Here is a 19239-nt window from a genome sequence, read left to right as displayed (position 1 = left end):
TTTATACACAGTGTCCTGCCGGATCAAACCATAATCAGGGAGAAATATTATTTATGAACATCACGGAGTTGAAACACAAGAGCATTTCTGAGCTCAACAACATGGCGAAAAAACTGAAATTGACAAACGTTTCCGGGCTGAAAACGCAGGAGCTGATTTTTAAAATTGTTGAAGCCCAAGCCATGAAAAACGGAGAAATTACTGCTGAGGGGGTTTTGGAAGTTTTGCCTGACGGGTTTGGATTTATGCGCTCGCCGGATTATAACTACCTCCCGGGCCCGGATGATATCTATGTTTCTCCCTCGCAAATTCGGCGCTTCGATTTACGTACGGGTGATACCATTACGGGACAGGTGCGGCCGCCCAAAGAGGGAGAACGGTATTTTGCCTTGCTCAAAGTGGAGAAAATAAATTTTGAACTGCCGGAAAAACAGGCGGATAAAATTCTGTTCGATAACCTGACCCCGATTCACCCGAAAGAGCGAATTAAACTCGAATATGATAAAGGCGATATCAGTACACGGATTATGGAACTATTAATCCCGATCGGAAAAGGCCAGCGCGGCCTGATTGTGGCACCGCCGCGTACCGGAAAGACTATTTTACTTCAAAAAATTGCCAATGCCATTACCGCCAATAATCCGGATATTTGGTTGATTGTACTGCTAATTGATGAACGCCCGGAAGAAGTTACGGATATGCAGCGTTCGGTCAACGGCGAAGTTATTTCATCCACGTTTGATGAACCGGCAGATCGTCATGTCCAGGTGGCCGAGATGGTGATTGAGAAAGCCAAACGCCTGGTTGAGCACAAACGTGATGTCGTTATTTTGCTCGACTCGATTACACGTCTGGGCCGGGCATACAATACGATTATTCCCTCATCCGGCAAAATTTTATCCGGTGGTGTTGACTCCAATGCGCTGCAGCGGCCTAAACGGTTTTTTGGTGCGGCACGTGCATTGGAAGAAGGCGGGAGCTTAACGATTATTGCGACTGCTTTGGTGGACACCGGCAGCCGTATGGACGAGGTCATTTTTGAAGAGTTTAAGGGAACAGGTAATATGGAACTGTGTTTGGATCGCAAGTTGGTTGAAAAGCGTGTTTTTCCGGCAATTGATATTCAGCGCTCCGGGACACGAAAAGAAGAGTTGCTTATTCCACCTGATGATTTGGCCAGAATCTGGCTTCTCAGGAAGGTTCTCAATCCTATTTCCATGGTTGAAGCCATGGAACTTTTATTGGATAAAATGGGGAAAACCAAGAATAACAAGGCTTTTCTGGATGCGATGAACACTTAGTCCGTTGGTGGGATACCCCTGTATTTTAAAGTAAAAAAACTTGCCAAGTTAAGTTCGGTATGGTAGGATACCGCTCTTTTAAATAATGCTATTTTGTTTTTTTGAGTATCGGAGGAAAAAGCAGTGAAACAAAAAATTCATCCAAAATATGAGGATACCACATTTACCTGTGCATGCGGGAATGTGATTGAAACGCGCTCCACCACGCCGCCTAAAGTGCGTGTGGAAATATGCTCACATTGTCATCCGTTTTTTACCGGAACCCAAAAATTAGTTGATACCGCAGGCCGGGTCGAGAAATTCCGCCGTCGGTATGAGAAGAAAGAATCCAAATAGTTTTTTGTTCAACCAAAACTCACTGCAGCCTTTTGGATCGGCCGGTGAGTTTTGTGCTGTCAGGAAGTTATTTTTTGCGAGGAATACCGGTGATGACACAGCCCAATACTCTTGATATAGCAGGAATGTCGGTTTCGACGAGGGATGTTGGGTGGTTGCATTGATTTAAACGATTAGGTGAGCCACAGAGTGATTTGTTTTCCGATGGAAGAACCTGCCGGAAAATTGGACTCTGTGGTTTTTTTTATCCCGTTTTGCAGAACATCCTAGGAGTTGTTCTGCGCTGAATACATTTTATAGCGGCCAAACTGACGCGCGGTGCAGGATCAAATGGGGTACCACGGGCAAGTCCGTGGGGCACCATTGTGTTTACGCAGATTCCCGGGACGTCAGGGATGGATAGGAGCGGAAAGATCACATCGCGATCTTTGGGATGTTGACGCAGCCAATGGATTTTAAAGAGGATACTCATGAGGGACAAACTGGAAAAAATTGAAAGAAAGTATGTTGATCTGGAAGAAAAGCTTTCGGACCCCGGTTTGGTGCAGAATCAGGACCGGTACCGTGAGGTGGTGCGCAAGCATTCTGAACTCACCGAAGTGGTTGAGGCGATCAGGCAATACCGTAAACTGGAGCAGGAACTTAAGGATACTGAAGAGATGCAGGCGGCGGGTGGTGAGATGGCCGCATTGGCTGAAGAAGAAGCGCAGCTGTTGAAGGGGAAATTAACCCAACTGGAGAGCGATCTTAAACAGCATTTAATACCCAGAGATCCCCATGATGGAAAAAATGTGTTTATGGAAATTCGTGCGGGGACCGGTGGCGATGAAGCCGCCCTGTTTTGCGGGGATCTGTTTCGTATGTACAGCCGGTTTGCCGAGGCCAGACATTGGAAGATTGGTGTTTTGGATAGTAATCAGACGGAACTGGGCGGTTATAAGGAAATTGTTTTTCAGATAGATGGAAAAGAAGTCTATCGGCATATGAAATTTGAGGCCGGTGTGCATCGTGTGCAGCGTGTGCCCAGCACGGAAGCTTCCGGGAGGATTCATACCTCTGCAGTGACAGTGGCGGTCTTGCCCGAAGTGGATGAAGTGGATGTGTCCATTAATCCAGGTGATCTGCGGACTGATATTTTTTGTTCATCCGGTCCCGGGGGACAAAGTGTTAATACCACTTATTCCGCCATACGCATAACCCATCTGCCAACCGGGATTGTTGTCCAATGTCAGGATGAACGGTCCCAGACCAAGAACAAAGCCAAGGCCATGAAAGTGCTGACAGCACGATTACAACAAGTCAGGGAAGAGGAGCAATCTAAAGAACTGGCGGCGGATCGTAAATCGCAGGTTGGCAGCGGTGATCGGAGTGAGAAAATCCGGACATATAATTTTCCGCAAAACCGGGTTACGGATCATCGGATCGGGGTTTCATTGTATAATCTTGAAATGTTCATCAATGGTGATATTCAGGAAATGATACAAAAGCTCCAAGCTGCCGATCAGGCATCTAAACTCGCTGGAGAATAAGACGCTGGATTGTGTCGCACGGGTATGTTTTTAGGATGGGTTTTTTAACCGTGATTTTAGTGCCAGGAAGCTTTCGCGACAGATGCCTAATATTTGCCATTCACAGCCTAAACAGATTTCCTGGAAGTTTTTTTCTGATAAATTGGCGATGCGTTCATTGATTTCCGGCAGCGGATAGGGATGTCCCGGTTTAAGTTTTAAAGCCCGCAGAGTACGCCGGTCGAGCTCTGCGGCATGACGCCCTCGCGGACCAAGTGTTTCAGGGGAGCATTCATACTCATGGTGTGGACAGCTTTGGCAAACATTGTCAAAGCCGGGCCGGATAATAACTGTTTTTACACGTCCGGATTTGATGATTTTTGTAATACGCGCGATTTCAGCAATGAATTCAGGGGAATAGCCGTATCCATTGAATCCCAGGCTGCACAGAATGTGATGTGGGCGTAAAATTAAAGTCATAAAACCATCCAAGTGTATTTTTCCCGCTTTATTTGGTTTGGTAGTGAATTTGGATAGTGATAAAAACGAGAAGCGTATAAAAGTATTAATTTTAAAATGTTACTGAAGCTATGTTAAATTATGAATCATTTAAAGTCAACTGAAATAAGGTTTGGGACATGACAGGAAAAACAACTATTGGTGATTGGCAACAGCGGATTGAACAAGTCTTGCTAAAAGCAGGGATTGAGGCACCGCAGCGTACCAGCCGGGATTTGGTATGCCAATCAATCGGGATTTCCAAAGCGGCGTTGTTGACGTTACCGGAAAAAAGACTCGCCGGTAAGCAAGTCATAAGACTTAAAAAGGTTCTGCAAGCGCGATGCCGTCATGTGCCGCTCCAATATATTTTGGGGTCTGAAGATTTTTGGGGAATGACGCTTTCCGTAGGAAAGGGTGTTTTAATTCCCAGGCCGGAAACCGAACTTTTACTCGAAGTTGTTAAACAGCGATTTATCCCTAAGCGGCAAAATAGTATCCTAACGGACTTGTGCACCGGTTCGGGGAATATAGCGTTGGCGTTGGGGCTTGAATATCCGCAGGCAACGATTTTGGCTGTGGATAAATCTAAGCGTGCGCTTGCCTGGGCACGAATCAATAAAAAAAAGATGCAACAAAAAAATATTTATTTTTTTCTAGGGGATATGACCACAGCGATTCCCAAAAAACAGTACAGTAAAATTTCTTTGGTAACAGCGAATCCACCCTATATCATGACCGGACACATGAAGCAACTTCAGGCAGAAGTGCGCCATGAGCCCAGGATGGCACTGCATGGCGGCGTGGACGGACTTAGGATGATTGAGAAAGTGGTTGGCACAGCCCGGCAATTGCTTTGTCAAGGTGGGTTGTGTGTTTGTGAAATAGGAATTGGTCAGAGCGCTGCGGTTGGCGATATGTTTCTGGCCCACGGATTCAAGTGCATTCAAATCCTGCCTGATTGGCAGAAAATACCCCGGATTGTATCGGCAATTTTACCTGAAAAATAATTTGCTGATTTTTTACAGTGTCCCATCTTTTGTTTTCTTCATTTATTCACGCATAAATAGTCGATCCTGAAAAAGTTAACCGGAAAATGATTTTTTGACCAGGTCATTCCGTGGTTTTATATCATCACACAGGCCGGATCTGTGCGCATTGTTTCTCTGTTTTGCTGCAAAGGGGCCATATAATATTACGGGGACATAAAAATAACAGCCTGCAATGAGCCGCCGGATGCTGAATAAGCCTGTCAGGCCATACCCCGGCAGCGTATTCGTTCAACAATACGCACAGGTCTGCTTTGCCCTTAGAACGGTCGCACTTTGCAGGAAATCCTTGCTTTTTTACGTAATTGTGCAAATTATAACATGCCCTTTTTACTGTTTTTTCAATAGTCTTCAGGATCGACTAAATAGAGTTTAACGACTGATCCTGCTATGCATTTAATCATGGTAAAAATGTATCATTTTGGTTTATAACCTGTTTTTTTTTCCGTTCCTATGAATAGGCCGTGTGGCGGTTTGCATGGTTTATAATGAGGATAAGGGGTGACATGATGCGGCAAGTAATAAAAAAAAGCAAATACAGGTTACTATGGGTTTTTTTAGCGATTATGTTGCTGCCGGTGCAAGCAGCCTTGGCGCTGGTGACACCGGTTGCGGGTGAAACTGCTGATGAATTCAAAAAAGATTCCCAACCATCTGAGATTGGCAATCCGTCTCGACCAAGCCGGTATTACATTTCAGCAGAACTAATGAAGAAGTGTTGTACAGCGTTATTAGATAGTAAGGAGGATCGTTTGATAATCACGACAGGAGATACAATATTTTTAACAAATTTTCCTACAAAAAACATGCAAAAAAATGCAAAATATATTATATATAAATATATGAAAAAGCGTCTTCCCAAAGCGGGGCAATGTATTCTAGAGTGGTATGAAGAAGTGGGTTGGGTGAAGATCATAGAAAACCATGATAAAATAAGCATTGGACGTGTGATTGCTGCTCGTGATATTATTCATCAAGGAGATATAGTTTATCTTGGGACAAAAAAATGACGTTTCAGACTGAAAACCAATTTCAAGAACTCTGCCAGCTGATTTTAAAACAGGTGGGTCTTGATTGTCAGCAGTATAAGGTTAATTATTTAAAAAGGCGATTAGCTGTCCGTATGCGGGCGACGAAACTTGATAGTTATGTGAAATACCGGCAGCTGCTGGAGAATGATTCAGAAGAATATGGCCGGCTTTTGGACCGGTTGACAATTAATGTATCTAATTTTTTTCGTGACACTGTGGTTTATGATCAGATCAAGCGGATCATCATCCCGGAGATTGGAAAGCAAAGAAATATCCGCATATGGAGTGCCGGTTGCGCCAATGGGGAAGAACCCTATTCATTGGCCATTAGATTGAAAGAAGGTTTGCCCGCCTCCGGCATTTGGGAGATTTTGGCCACAGATATTGATCCCACGGTTTTGGCACGGGCCCGGCAGGGAGAGTATCGTGATGAGACAATCAAAAATGTTCCGGTTTTTTTACGGAAGAAGTATTTTGAAAAAACAGAAATGACATGGAAGATCAATCGATCGATTGCGGAACATGTACAGTTTAGGCAGCATGATCTAACGGGCTCGATGCCGGTTGGACGATTTGATTTGATTGTATGCCGTAATGTTTTGATTTATTTTGTCGCCGGGCTGCAGGAAAAACTTTTCAAGAGTTTTCACGAATTGCTTCGTCCCAATGGTTTTTTAGTATTGGGAAAAACGGAAACACTTTTGGGAGATATGCGCCGGCTGTATCATATCCGGGATATTCGGGAGCGGATTTATCAGAAAAAGGAAGCCGGGCCGGATACGGAATAAGCGTAGGAGGCAATTTTTCATTGGATAAAATTCAAGACCATATTAATTTAGGCGTGGCTTTTTCTTTGACACGGCGTTATCAAGATGCCATACGCGAATTCAGCAAAGCACTGGAACTTAATCCTGAAGCCCCGGAAGTTCATTTTCAGCTCGGGGTGCTGTATTCCAATATCGGGAAGTATGATGAGGCGGTGGAGGAATACAACCGCGTCCTGAAAGCAAATTCCAAACACATCAATGCGCATTGCAAACTGGGGTTGATCTATTCCAATACGGGCAAGCTGGATGAGGCGATTCGTGAATATCGGCAAGCCCTGGAGATTAATGCCGATGATTCGGGGATTCATAATAATCTGGGAGACGTATATTATAAACAGGGTATTTTGACCGAGGCGAGCAGCGAGTATGTGTCGGCCTTGAAAATCAATCCTAATCTTTCCGAAGTTCATTTTAAGCTCGGCTATATTTATGAGAGCCAGGGTAAATATGCCGAGGGTGTGGAGGAATATGAATCGGCGCTGAAAATTAATCCCAAACACGCCGGTGTTCACAATATTATCGCCGGGTTGAAATCCAAAATGGGACAATTTGCGGAAGCGGAAGCAGCCTGCCGGAAAGCATTGGAAATTAATCCGGATGATGTCATCAGTCTGCAAAATCTTGGAACGATTCTTGTTCGGCTGGGACAATCCGAAGAGGCGATTATGTTTGTCCAGCGCGCGCTCAAGGTGAATCCGAAAAATATTGAGGCGTTTACGCTGCTGGGGCAGATTTATGCCAAACTGGGAAAACGGGAAGAAGCGGTGGCAGCCTACAAGCAGGTTTTGGAGATTAATCCGGATGATGCCAATTTGCATAAAATGCTGGCCTTTATCTATGATCAACAGGATAATCAAGGTGAGGCCCTCAAGGAGTATGAGCAGGCCCGTAAGTTGTCACCCAAGGATACGAGTATTCATGTCGGGATGGCCAATTTTCTTTACCGGACTTCGGATTTTGATCGTGCCCAGGCGGCATTCAAAGATGTCCTGGAATTGGAACCGCATAATGCTGAAGCGTATCTCAAACTCGGCAATATTTTTTATAAAAAGCTGGAGAAGGAAAAGGCACTTAAGGTCTGGGAAAAGTCCTTGGAGCTTGATCCGCAGAATGAGATTTTGCGGAATAACATAAAATTTATGAAGGGTACGGGGACATGAGTTTTATCCAAAAGCAGCAGGAAAAATCTTTGGGCGAATTGTTGGTGCAAAGCGGGCGCTTACAACGGGATCAACTGCAAAAAGCGCTGGGTGAACAGCAGCGTTCGGCCGAGCCGTTGGGAAAAACGCTGGTTCGTCTCGGTTATGTGAATGAACATGATGTTTTAAATGCGCTCCAAGGGCTTTTGGTGGTTACCTTCCGGTTGGCCAGAGAGGACTTTGCTTTTGAGGCGCTCTTTGTCCGTGAAATAATTCGTCATCAGGAAATTAATCAATTGCCCAAAATGCCGCCCTTTATTGAAGGGCTGATTAAGTATCGCGGTATTGTCGTACCGATCATGAATCTGGCAGCCAAACTCCAACAGGCATCACAGACACTTAGCGACGAGTCACGGATTATTGTGGTGGAGTGTGCGTCACAAATTTTTGGTTTGTTGGTTGACGAAGTCGAGGCGGTGGTGCAGCTGCCCATGGACCGGATTGAGAGTTCGCCGGCGGTATTGCGCGGGTTGGATGCCAGATATATTTACGGTGTCGGCAAGTACAATGATCGTCTCATAACAGTATTGCATCTGGAAAATATTTTAGAAAACGTGCAGGCCCATGATGTTTTGCCGGATGCAGGGGAGCTTCAATGAGCGGAACCGAGGATATGCAAAGCATCCGGGAATTCGAGTACGGCATTGATCAAAATGACGCCTCGGCGCACAACAACCTCGGTGTGTTTTATTATTCCAAAGGCATGTATGTAGAAGCCATCAAGGAATTTAAAAGAGCGTTGGAGATTGATCATAATTTAACCCAGGCCATGGAAAATCTTCAGGCAGTCAATAAAAATACGGGTATTTATGACCGGGCGATCGGGGCATACCAACGAGCCATTGAAATGTATCCCAATGATGCTGACGCGCATTACAATTTGGGAAATGCTTTCCGCTATACCGGACGGTATGAAGAGGCCATTTCGGAATATCAAAGAGCAATCGAAATTACACCCTCACATCTTTTTGCCATTAATTCTCTTGGTTCGGTCTATAAAAGTCTGGGGCGATTTGATGATGCACTGGACCTTTTAAAAGGCGCAATCGACAAAGCACCGCATTTTGCAGATCTGCACAATACGTTGGGAGAGGTGTATTATAATAAAGGTTCGTATGATCAGGCGATCCAGGAATTTAAAACCTGCGTTGAAATTAATCCGGAATTTGCAGTAGCGCATTACAATTTGGGGTTCGCCTACGGGGATAAGGGTATGAACCAGGAAGCGGAACGGGAATTTTCCCGGGCAGTTGAGATTAATCCGGGGTATGCGCAAGCCTCCACCAATTTGGCGATTGATTACTACAAGGCAGGTGAAGCGGGCGGTTCAGGGTGGGGCGATTCCTCACAGGCTGCAACCGCAGCGCAAGAAGGGGATCCGTCGGCCGCGTATAAAGAATTGGCCAAGGCTTATCGCCTCAAAGGATTGTATAATGAAGCCATCCAGCAATATGAAAAGGCGCTGACCGTGAGCCCGGCGGATGCCGGGCTTTGTAATAGCCTGGGTGAAGTTTATTTTGAACTTAAAATGCTGCCCGAGGCACTTAAACAATTTCATCATGCCATTGAATTGGATATTCAGTATACGGAAGCCTATATCAATGCGGGGATTTTATACCGGAATCAGGGGCATTTTCCGGAGGCGGTGGATCAGTTTCAAAAAGCATTCGAGTATGACCCGGAAAATGTGCGATGTCATTATGAACTGGGAATCGTCTACTATAAGCAGGGTAAAATCGAGGAGGCGATTACGGAAATTGAACGGTCGATTGAAAAAAATCCTCATTATGCGGATGCGCATTATCAACTGGGTATTTATTATTATCGACATAATAATTATGATGGTGCGGTCCGGGAATTTCGGCGGGCCATCGAGCTTTCGCCGGCTTACTCGCAAGACAGTGAGGCGAATATTTATCTTGGACTGGCTTTGGCGGACAAGGGCCGTTTTGAAGAAGCGATTATTGAGTATCAAAAAGCATTGGCGATTGATGCGGAAAATGCGATCGCCCACAATTCTCTGGGGATGGCGTATAAAAGCATTGGGAATTTTGACGATGCGTTGGAGGCGTACCGCAAGGCGATCGCCATTAATTCACAGTACGCCAAAGCATTTAATAATCTGGGTGTTATTTATTACCAAAAAGGTGTCTATGATCGGGCGATCGAGGAGTTTAATCATGCCTTGGAAATAGATCCGGAATATGACACCGCGAAAAAAAATCTGGTGGCGGCGGCTAAGAAGAAAGATATTTTTAATGAAGCGATTGAAAAGCTGCAGGCGGATATTCGCGCCAATCCGAACAATGCAGCGGCTCATTATGACTTGGCCAATGTCTATCGCAACACGGATCGTTTTGAAGAGTCAATAGACGAGTACCAAAAAGCATTGAAAATCAATCCGCGGTATGTCGAGGCTTGTACCAATCTGGGATTGATTTATAAAAAACTCGACCGTTCCGACGAGGCGTTGGAGGTTCTCTTGCGCGCCGTTTCATTAAACCCCGACTATCCGGATGCACATTATTATTTGGGAGAGGTTTATTTGCAAAAAAAATGGCTGGATGAGGCTGAGGTGGAATACTGCCGGACCTTGGAACTCAATCCAAAACATATTGAGGTCCATGATCGGCTGGGGAAAATTTACAGCCTGCGCAACTGGTGGGACGAGGCGATTGCCGCCTGGGACCGTTTTATCCAGCTGGCGCCAAACACAGAGGCGGCGATGCGGGCCACCGAGAAGATGCGCAGCACACAAGACTGGTTGGATCAGTTCCGTTATTCGCCGGGAACCAAGAACCGCCGGCTGATACGCTGAACACAATGACAGGAGCGATGCATGAAACTGATTAAATGTATTATCCCGGTCACGAAGCTCGAATTATTGAAGGACGCACTCTTGCAGGAAGGGGTGCAAGGGATGACGGTTTATGAGGCCAAGGGTTATGGTATTCATGGATCGCAGTTGACACATAAAGTGAGTAGGAATTACTTGGTTGAATTTCAACCCCGAATTGTGTTAGAAATAGTTATTGAAGAAGCATTGCTGGAAAAGATTTTAAAAATAATTATTTCGACAGCCAAGACCGGACGCTTGGGAGATGGGAAATTATTTGTTCTTCCGGTTGAGGAAACTGTTCGTATTCGCACCGGCGAGCGGGGAGAATCGGCGTTATAGCAACGCCGTGCCGGGCGGGGGAAAATGCAGGAAAAATAAAGCATGTTTTTAATATGTTAACCGTGAATTCCCCGGCTTTAACTGCATGACATGAGCGGGATAGCATTATTAGTGTAAAGCATGTTAAGCCGGGGACAGTTTGTTTGAGAAACAAACTGCGGAATTGTAATAATGATTTTTTACAAATCATATCCAAATCCCCGTTCTCTTGTCCGGCGAATGCCGGATCAGAGCGGGGAAATTGAAGAGAGGAGATTCAAAGTGGCAAGTAAAATCCTCATCGTAGACGACGCGTCGTTTATGCGCATGATGTTGCGAAATATACTTACCAGCCATGGATACGCGATTGTTGGGGAGGCGGAGAATGGTAAAGTTGCGATTGAAGCGTATCAGGAATTCCGGCCGGACATTACATTGATTGATTTGATTATGCCTGAAATGGGCGGGATTGAAGCAGTCAAACGTATTGTGGAGATTGATCCCAAAGCAAAAATTGTAATTTGCAGCGCGATGGGTCAGCAGGCCTTGGTGGTGGAGGCCATGCAGGCAGGTGCCCGTGATTTTATTATTAAACCTTTTCAGCCGACCGGCGTTGTTGAAGCGATTCAAAAAGTTGAACAGGAAGAGGAGTAGTTCTTATGGATGATCCCAACCAAATTAATGAATTTTATCGCGATGCACTAAGAGAGCTGGGGAATATCGGTGCCGGCAATGCTGCGACTGCACTTTCTCAATTGGTGGGACGTACCATCACCATGTCTGTTCCGGATGTGATGATTATTCCGGTTGAAAAAGTTCCTGAACAGGTCGGTGGGGCGGAGGACATTGTTGCCGGGATTTATCTCGAAGTATTCGGCGATTTGCCCTCGAAAATTTTGGTGACTTTTCCGCATGATAATCTTATCCGGCTGACAGATATGCTGCTGGGCCAGACATTGGGGTCGACCGCGCTCATGAGCGAGATGAAGTTATCCGCGCTTAAAGAATTGGGAGCGATTTTATCCGGTGCTTATTTAAATGCTTTGGCAAAATTTCTGGATATGCGCATGATTCCATCTGTTCCGGCGCTGGCAATTGATACGATGACCGCTATTTTAGAAACCATTTTGGTCGAAATTTCTGTGAATACACAATATGCGTTAATGCTTAAAACTGAAATTATAGAGACGGAAGCAAAAATTTCCGGAACCTTCTTCTTGATTCCTGAAGCCGGTTCTTTGGATATTATTGTTGGTGCGATACAAAAAGCTGCGGGAGTTGTCGATGCCTGAAAGAATTAAAGTGGGTATGGCGAGTTGGAAAATTGCCCGCGATAAAGATAGTTTGATAACCTTTGGTTTGGGGTCGTGTGTGGGTCTTGGCTTATGGGATCCCCAAACCAAGATTGCAGCCATGGCTCATATTATGTTGCCGGATTCCAAACAGCCGCGTTTCAAGCAGGAACTCAATCCGGCTAAATTTGCGGATACGGCGGTTATGGTGATGTTGGAGCGTTTTCCACAATTGGGTGTCCCGGTCGCACGTTTGCAGGCTAAAGTGGTGGGGGGGGCCAATATGTTTGTCTTTGGAAACAAGAATTCCAATACGGATAGTTTGAATATCGGGCAACGGAACATTATCGCGGTGAAAGAAAAATTAAAAGAAGCAGGTATTTTTTTAGCTTCTGAAGATACGGGCGGGACTTCGGGTCGTTCAGTGGAATATTTTTCCGAAACCGGCATGATGCGTGTTCGAACCGCATTGGCCGGGGAACATGAGTTATGACCATGCACGAAAACCGGGAAATGAAAAATGAAATAAAATTAGTGGTCTTCAGACTGGGTGAAGAGGAATTTGGCGCGCCGATTCATCAAGTACATGAAATTCTTCGGTTGGTTGAGATAACCCGTGTTCCCCGGGCACCCCGGTTTATTGAGGGTGTGGTTAATTTAAGAGGAAGGATTATTCCGGTTCTCGATTTGCGGCGTCGTTTTGAATTGCCGCTGGATGCCTCTCCGCAAAAAAAACGGCGGATTATGGAGGTGGAAGTGGAAGGGCAAATTTTAGGGATGATTGTTGATGAAGTAAGCGAGGTGGTTCGTCTCCCGGTTGATGCGATTGAACCGCCGCCGCCCATGGTTGCCGACATTGCAGGAGAGTATCTTTCAGGGATTGGAAAATTACCTGGCAGGATTTTAATTATGCTGAATTTTGATAAAATACTTTCGGAACAGGAAACACATCAGGTCGAGCAAGTTGCAACAGAAAGTTTGCCCGGTGAGACACCGGATGCTTCAAGTATTCTACTTCAGGAGGAGAACTAATGCCTGCCAGGATCCTCATCGCCGATGATGCCGCTTTTATGCGGGTTATGATCAAGGGAATTTTAGAAAAACAGAACTATGAAATTGTGGGAGAAGCCAAAGACGGCAAAGAGGCAATAGAGATGTATAAAAACCTAAAACCGGACTTGACCACAATGGATATTATCATGCCCGAAGTCAATGGCATTGAGGCGGTTAAGGAAATCATTCAAGTGGATTCCAAGGCTGTTATCATTATGTGTAGTGCCATGGGACAACAGGCAATGGTCATTGAGGCGATTGCCGCCGGGGCCAAAGATTTTGTTATTAAGCCATTTCAACCGCCTCGCGTTTTAGAAGCAGTCGAACGCGCGCTGGCAAAATAACCCTTCTTTTAAACCATGCCTCCAATGGATGCTTCTCGGACTATTAGAGTCTTGTCGGTGGATGATTCGGCGTTTATGCGGAAAACCATCAGTAATATTCTTAATGCTGCCGAAGATATTGAGGTTGTGGCCACGGCCCGGGATGGCATGGATGCCGTTCAAAAAGTTACTGATTATCATCCTGATGTGGTAACCCTGGATATAGAGATGCCCAATTTAGACGGGCTGCAGACCCTGGGTTATATTATGAGCGAATGTCCCACACCGGTGGTCATGCTTTCCGCCTATACGGAAAAGGGCGGCGAGATGACCATGAAGGCGCTTGAGTACGGGGCGGTTGATTTTATCTGCAAACCTTCCGGGCCGATCAGTCTTGATCTGGCAAAAGTTGCTGAGGATTTGGTGGCGAAAGTCCGGGCAGCTGCGCAGGTGGATATTTCCCGACTGTCATTTTTGGAATATGAAAAATTAAAGCAGATTGTTAGTATTCCCGAGACCATGATTGCCGGCCGCCAAGTTGTGGTGATTGCGAGTTCGACCGGAGGTCCCCGGGCGCTGTATGCTGTGGTACCGGATCTTCCGGCGGATTTTCCGGCAGCGGTATTGATTGTGCAACATATGGCACTCGGTTTTACCAAATCGATGGCGGAAAGAATGAATCGTATCAGCAATCTTTCCGTCAAGGAGGCGGAGGACGGCGATGAGGTGTTGGCGGGGCATGTTTATATTGCGCCGAGTAATTATCACATGATTGTTGTGAGTGAATCCGGCAAGGAAGTTATCCGGCTGCATCAGGGACCTACCCGAAACAGTGTCCGTCCGGCTGCGGATGTGACAATGGAGTCTGCGGCCAAGGTTTACGGTGCCAATTGTCTGGGTGTCGTTTTGACCGGGATGGGCCACGATGGAACGCAAGGTGCGGCTGTGATCAGTAAAAATAAAGGGAAAATCCTGGCCGAGGCGAGAGAAAGCTGTGTTGTTTACGGGATGCCCAAATCAGTTGTAGAAGCCGGTGTGGTAGATGGTATTTATCCGGTTGAAATGATAAGCGAGCAGATTCAAAAAAAAGTCTTTGAATTCAAATCCAGGAAAATAAAACCAGGGAGTCAGGCATGATTGTTGTTACCGGCGGCGCCGGTTTTATCGGTAGTGCGTTTATCTGGAAATTAAATGCGCAAGGGATTGAAGATATCCTGGTTGTGGATGCGTTGGATGATACGGATAAATGGAAAAATTTGGTAAACCTCCGTTTTGATGGATATCTCGATCATCAAGAATTCATTGAAAAAATAAATTCGGACAGTCTTCCTGCCGATATTCGTGCAATTGTGCATATGGGTGCCTGCAGCGCCACCACGGAACGGGATTCGGATTATTTGATGCGGAATAATTATCAGTATACCCGCCGGTTGGCGGAATGGTCGCTGGTGCACAAAGTTCGTTTTATTTATGCCAGCTCGGGTGCGACCTATGGCAACGGTGATCAGGGATATTCTGATGAAGATGCCAAGACACCGGGGCTCAAACCCATGAATATGTATGGCTACTCAAAACATTTGCTGGATTTGTGGGCGCTGAAATCCGGTGCAGCCCGGCAAATGGCCGGATTGAAATTTTTCAATGTTTTTGGGCCGAATGAATATCACAAAGAAGATATGCGAAGTGTTGTGCACAAAGCGTTTGGTCAAATTAAAGAAACCGGAAAAGTCGGTCTGTTTAAATCCTACAAGCCTGAATACAACGACGGTGAACAGGTACGCGATTTTGTTTATGTAAAAGACGTGGTGGAGGTCATGTGGTGGCTTTTGAATAATCCCACGACCAATGGCATTTTTAATGTCGGGACCGGAAAAGCACGTACCTGGAAAGATCTGGTCTATGCTGTTTTTACAGCCATGGCCCAGGAACCGAAAATTGAATTTATAGAAATGCCGGAAAATTTGCGCGATCGTTATCAATACCGCACCGAGGCGGCGATTGATAAACTGATCGGGGCCGGATATCCGGGAAGCTTCATGTCCCTGGAAAATGCTGTCGCGGATTACGTGCAGAATTATTTGATGAAAGACGATCCGCACCTTTAGAACATGATGGGGGTGTAACCCCCCCCCTTTAAACCTAAAACTGTTTAATCCACAGATTACGCCGATTGCGCAGATTAAAATCTTTGTTAGGGGTGAAGGCATAAATCATTTTTTGGCTGATATGTTTTAACTCTAAAAGTTTTTATCTTTTTAGGATGTAATCTGCGTCATCTGTGAAATCTGTGGATAGAGTCTTTGGTTTTTGCTTTTACGCTTTCACCCTATCCCGCCTTTGCCCTTCTCCGTGATCTCCGTGGTGCAAGTTTTTCAGTTTGTCCGCATTTGTTTTTGTGGGAGTTTTAATCTGTGGACTAAATAAAAAGGTCGTGACGTTCAGACGTTTGCCCTGTTCTCAAGCCGTGTTACCCGTCGATCCAGGTCTCCAAACATCTCCATAGACGGTTTATGCCGCAATTCCGCGCGGATGGCGGTCTGGCCTTCGTGCAGCAGAGCGATTTGCTCATGCAAAGAGTCGAATTTTCTGTCATGCACATCGAGTTTTTTGTTGACCTTTCCGAACTGCTGGTGTATAGATCCGAACTCATGTTGCATGTATTCGACGATTTTTTTCTGGTTGTCTTCAAACCGTTCGACAACTGTTTTGAATTCGCTCATCGTAATCTTTCCTTCTTCTGTCATTTTTCAGCCTCCCAATTTTGTTTGAAATTCCCGGTTCTGTCAACCGGAACTTCCATTGGGTTAGACTGGAAATCACTAAAATCCTTGCATACTTTTCCGTCTTTGTTGGAATCGATTTTTTTCTTGTCATTTTCCATTTCATAGGCGCATAATTATTTGTGCAGTTTGATCTGTGGCGGTTTTTTCGACATCCTGGTCACCTACAACAATATAATAATTAAAACCAGGGTTTGTCTGTTGATCCGTTTGTCCACAATGCCAAGCGATTTCTTGTTTTTACATTATAAAAAAGCACCACAGCGCGTCTAAAAAAAGAGACCTTTGTCTGGCCTCATTGGCTTGTGGCATTGCTCAAAAAAGAGAGCCGGGAGATGTACGGCGTCGAAGAGGCCTGCCAATCATGGGCAGGCAGGGCGAAGAAAGGGAGGCTTAATTCCTTAATTCAAATACGTCCCGTTTCCGTCCCGTTTCTTTTGGAGCAACTTCAGGAGTTCGATTATACGGTTAACGTCCTTGTTCGGTTATTCGAACTCCGGTACCAAGTACACAATGGTATTTCGGTAGAAATATTTTTGAGCAAACCGGTAAGTGAAAGGATTTGAAATTGATCAGGGTGGGTGAATAAATTGAGTTTAAGAAAATGTAAATTTAAAAGTATTTTACATATAGTCGTTTCATTTTGTGCGCTTATATTTGTAGGTGTAATTATTGCGACAGTTAGTTTTTATGTAGAATATAGAAATGCAAGTAGCCATATAATAAATCAAATTGAAAATGTGTTTATAATGTTTTTAACAGCAATTATATCATTACCCAAGAGTTTTGGTAATTTAGTGGGAATAACTGAGTTGGGCAATAGGGAAGGATTTGGTCTGGCTTTTATAATTTTTTGGCCAATTCTATTGAGCTCGATTTTCTTCACGTTTAAGTATAAAATGATTTATTTATATATATTATCGGCGGTGATGTTTCTAATGGCTTCAGTTTATTGGCTTGTAGAATCTCATGCAATGATGGGCATATAATAGGGGAAGATCACTCTGTCCTAAAATACAAATGAGGCGATAGAAATGAATTTACCATTGAAAATAAATGAAGAGATAATTGATAGTCAAAATATTTGGAAAGATGACACTTTGAGCAGAAAAATAATAGCAGATGGTCTAACAAATATTGTCGCCAGTGAGATGAACTCAATGGTTTTATGTGTTGATGGAGGGTGGGGAACTGGTAAAACATTTTTATTACAAAGGTGGCATGCTCAATTAGAAAAAGATGGTTATGAAGCAATTTATTATAATGCCTGGGAAGATGATTTTAACGAAGACCCTTTTATTGCAATCCTTGGTCAAATGTGGGGTGTGGTAAAAAACGTTAACGAGAGTGACATAACAAAAAAAATTAAAAATACTGCGAAATCTTTGGCTTTTAATATGATTAAAACAGGTATGAAAAAACATGTAGATTTGGATGATCCAAAGTTAAGGTCTGTTTCTAATCAAATAATTGAAAAATATAAGAATTCTCATTCGGACAAAAAAAAACTAAAAGAAGTATTGAACCAGTTATCTGAAAAAGTATTTCAAAAAACAAATCATCCCTTGGTATTTATTGTGGATGAATTGGATTGATGTCGACCAATATTTTCTATTGAGCTTTTAGAAAAAATAAAGCATATATTTGATGTTCCTCGAATAGTATTTGTGCTTGGGATAGATAAAATACAATTGTCAATTTCAATTAGAACAATTTATGGAAAAATTGATGTTGATAATTATTTGCGCCGACTATTTGATATGGAATTTATACTATCAACGAATGATTCTGGGAAGTATTGCAAGTCATTTAACCAGAAAAATAAATTTTCAGCACATTTTCAAGAGCGGCAGGCAAAAGGAAGGATTCACTCTGATGATTATGGGCGATTTATAATGTGTTTTGAGGTAATAAGTTATCGTTTTGGTCTAACGTTACGAGAAATAGAACACTATTATAGATTATTTATTTTTGTAGATAGGAATACTCATGATAATCATCATATGTATCCCATTATATTGAATGTATTAATATTACTTAAAATAAAAAATAATATTTTTTATCGTGAATATGTGCAAGGTGTAAAGCATGCCGGTGAAGTTGTTGATTATTTTTCGAAATGTTTTCTCGAGGAAAGGGTTACTGATGATGGATGGTTGGCTGAGATTGAGTGTGATCTCTATTGTGCTGAATATATAATGGGACAACAAGGTAATGGAATAATAGAGCAATTAAAGAGACTTGTGGAAGAGTCAGAAATAAGTGATGGTGATTACTTGTCAGAACGTCTAAAAAGAGGGTCCAAAGAAAAGGCACAATTAATGTTTCGGATGGTGCAGGAAGGTGTGCAGAAGAGAGGGCAAGCTGTTGCTACAAGAAATATAGTTTTAAATTATATTATTCCGAAATTGGAAATATGTGAAATACGATAATACAGCGTGAGTGGGTATGGAAAGCATGAGGGCGCGATAAATCGCGCCCCTACAATACCATTCATACATTTCTTGTTGCATCCGAAAACCAACGTAACACAATAACGGTTGAATGAATTCCAACCATTGGAATCCACCATCCCCCCGTAGGGGCGCGATTCATCGCGCCTGAAACACCGGTTGATTAAACACCATACCGTCACGATTTATCATCCCCGCCGTAGGGGCGCGATTTAGCGCGCCCAAAAAATCAATATGAAAAAATCGTCACAAATTCCGAAAAAATCCGTCAAACCATATAAATAACAAATGGAGAAAACGGATATGCCAATTTCCCGTATCTTTCGTCGTCAATTGATCAGGTTGAAAAATCACAATTATTCACATGCGAATTTATTGGTGCCGGAGTTTTGCGCCAGGCCAAGTCTGGACAAAGGGAATGAGGTGGGAAGT

At 44.1% G+C, this 19239-nt stretch carries 22 protein-coding genes; 20 read left to right on the top strand and 2 right to left on the bottom strand.

The features are described from left to right. Positions 1-53 precede the first annotated feature (53 nt). The 3 genes from rho to prfA all read left to right on the top strand — a co-directional run bounded on the left by rho (position 54) and on the right by prfA (position 3166). Positions 54-1301, top strand: a complete 1248-nt coding sequence (gene rho, locus K8S19_05460) for a transcription termination factor Rho (protein MCD4813121.1) — start codon at positions 54-56, stop codon at positions 1299-1301. Positions 1302-1424: 123 nt separating this feature from the next. Beyond that, complete coding sequence (rpmE, locus tag K8S19_05455; GenBank protein ID MCD4813120.1) at positions 1425-1637, top strand: 50S ribosomal protein L31; 213 nt, start codon at positions 1425-1427, stop codon at positions 1635-1637. A 470-nt stretch (positions 1638-2107) separates the two neighbouring features. Then, positions 2108-3166 carry a peptide chain release factor 1 gene (gene prfA, locus K8S19_05450; GenBank protein MCD4813119.1) on the top strand — a complete coding sequence of 353 codons (1059 nt, stop codon included), beginning with the start codon at positions 2108-2110 and terminating at the stop codon, positions 3164-3166. Positions 3167-3196: 30 nt separating this feature from the next. Here the strand turns inward: prfA and K8S19_05445 are convergent, their stop codons facing one another. Continuing rightward, positions 3197-3625, bottom strand: a complete 429-nt coding sequence (locus K8S19_05445; GenBank protein ID MCD4813118.1) for a DUF1284 domain-containing protein — start codon at positions 3623-3625, stop codon at positions 3197-3199. A 158-nt stretch (positions 3626-3783) separates the two neighbouring features. Between K8S19_05445 and prmC the strand changes: the two genes are divergently transcribed. The 14 genes from prmC (at position 3784) to rfaD (ending at position 15679) form a co-directional block, all read left to right on the top strand. Next, positions 3784-4653, top strand: coding sequence for a peptide chain release factor N(5)-glutamine methyltransferase (prmC, locus tag K8S19_05440; GenBank protein MCD4813117.1), 870 nt, complete (start codon positions 3784-3786; stop codon positions 4651-4653). Positions 4654-5198: 545 nt separating this feature from the next. After that, positions 5199-5702, top strand: a complete 504-nt coding sequence (locus K8S19_05435) for a hypothetical protein (GenBank protein ID MCD4813116.1) — start codon at positions 5199-5201, stop codon at positions 5700-5702. Then, a complete protein-coding gene (locus K8S19_05430; protein ID MCD4813115.1) occupies positions 5699-6511 on the top strand; it encodes a protein-glutamate O-methyltransferase CheR in 813 nt (270 codons plus the stop codon). Before K8S19_05435 ends, K8S19_05430 begins: the two co-directional genes overlap by 4 nt. A 20-nt stretch (positions 6512-6531) precedes the next feature. Beyond that, on the top strand, positions 6532-7710 hold the full coding sequence (locus K8S19_05425; GenBank protein MCD4813114.1) for a tetratricopeptide repeat protein: 1179 nt from the start codon (positions 6532-6534) through the stop codon (positions 7708-7710). Beyond that, complete coding sequence (locus K8S19_05420) at positions 7707-8348, top strand: chemotaxis protein CheW (protein MCD4813113.1); 642 nt, start codon at positions 7707-7709, stop codon at positions 8346-8348. Before K8S19_05425 ends, K8S19_05420 begins: the two co-directional genes overlap by 4 nt. Beyond that, entirely contained in the window at positions 8345-10567 is a 2223-nt protein-coding gene (locus K8S19_05415) for a tetratricopeptide repeat protein (protein MCD4813112.1), read from the top strand. Before K8S19_05420 ends, K8S19_05415 begins: the two co-directional genes overlap by 4 nt. Before the next feature lie 21 nt (positions 10568-10588). Further along, on the top strand, positions 10589-10927 hold the full coding sequence (locus K8S19_05410; GenBank protein ID MCD4813111.1) for a P-II family nitrogen regulator: 339 nt from the start codon (positions 10589-10591) through the stop codon (positions 10925-10927). Positions 10928-11188: 261 nt separating this feature from the next. Further along, complete coding sequence (locus K8S19_05405; protein ID MCD4813110.1) at positions 11189-11560, top strand: response regulator; 372 nt, start codon at positions 11189-11191, stop codon at positions 11558-11560. A 5-nt stretch (positions 11561-11565) separates the two neighbouring features. After that, positions 11566-12198, top strand: a complete 633-nt coding sequence (locus K8S19_05400) for a chemotaxis protein CheC (protein MCD4813109.1) — start codon at positions 11566-11568, stop codon at positions 12196-12198. Continuing rightward, positions 12191-12691 (top strand): chemotaxis protein CheD, encoded by a 501-nt coding sequence (locus K8S19_05395; protein ID MCD4813108.1) that lies wholly within the window; start codon positions 12191-12193, stop codon positions 12689-12691. The genes K8S19_05400 and K8S19_05395 overlap by 8 nt, the downstream gene beginning before the upstream one ends. A 20-nt stretch (positions 12692-12711) precedes the next feature. Beyond that, the gene (locus K8S19_05390; protein MCD4813107.1) at positions 12712-13230 is read left to right on the top strand and encodes a chemotaxis protein CheW; all 519 of its coding nucleotides are present in this window, start codon (positions 12712-12714) and stop codon (positions 13228-13230) included. After that, complete coding sequence (locus tag K8S19_05385) at positions 13230-13595, top strand: response regulator (protein ID MCD4813106.1); 366 nt, start codon at positions 13230-13232, stop codon at positions 13593-13595. The genes K8S19_05390 and K8S19_05385 overlap by 1 nt, the downstream gene beginning before the upstream one ends. 24 nt (positions 13596-13619) lie before the next feature. Further along, positions 13620-14711 carry a chemotaxis response regulator protein-glutamate methylesterase gene (locus K8S19_05380; GenBank protein ID MCD4813105.1) on the top strand — a complete coding sequence of 364 codons (1092 nt, stop codon included), beginning with the start codon at positions 13620-13622 and terminating at the stop codon, positions 14709-14711. Then, positions 14708-15679, top strand: coding sequence for an ADP-glyceromanno-heptose 6-epimerase (gene rfaD / locus K8S19_05375; GenBank protein ID MCD4813104.1), 972 nt, complete (start codon positions 14708-14710; stop codon positions 15677-15679). The genes K8S19_05380 and rfaD overlap by 4 nt, the downstream gene beginning before the upstream one ends. 333 nt (positions 15680-16012) lie before the next feature. On the opposite strand, the gene K8S19_05370 is transcribed toward rfaD, so the two are convergent. After that, on the bottom strand, positions 16013-16318 hold the full coding sequence (locus K8S19_05370; protein MCD4813103.1) for a hypothetical protein: 306 nt from the start codon (positions 16316-16318) through the stop codon (positions 16013-16015). 626 nt (positions 16319-16944) lie between these two features. Between K8S19_05370 and K8S19_05365 the strand changes: the two genes are divergently transcribed. The 3 genes from K8S19_05365 to K8S19_05355 are packed head-to-tail and all read left to right on the top strand — an operon-like array spanning position 16945 to position 18786. Next, positions 16945-17343, top strand: coding sequence for a hypothetical protein (locus K8S19_05365; protein MCD4813102.1), 399 nt, complete (start codon positions 16945-16947; stop codon positions 17341-17343). Positions 17344-17388: 45 nt separating this feature from the next. Next, positions 17389-17949 (top strand): KAP family NTPase, encoded by a 561-nt coding sequence (locus K8S19_05360; protein ID MCD4813101.1) that lies wholly within the window; start codon positions 17389-17391, stop codon positions 17947-17949. Positions 17950-17958: 9 nt separating this feature from the next. Then, a complete protein-coding gene (locus K8S19_05355; protein MCD4813100.1) occupies positions 17959-18786 on the top strand; it encodes a KAP family NTPase in 828 nt (275 codons plus the stop codon). The last annotated feature ends 453 nt before the right edge of the window (positions 18787-19239 follow it).

It is taken from the genome of bacterium (genome assembly GCA_021108215.1).
Classification (GTDB): Bacteria; Oederibacteriota; JAAXVQ01; order JAAXVQ01; family JAUVAV01; genus JAIORK01.
The sequence above is the reverse complement of the archived record's forward strand: the minus strand, read 5'-3'. Positions and strand labels throughout refer to the sequence as shown.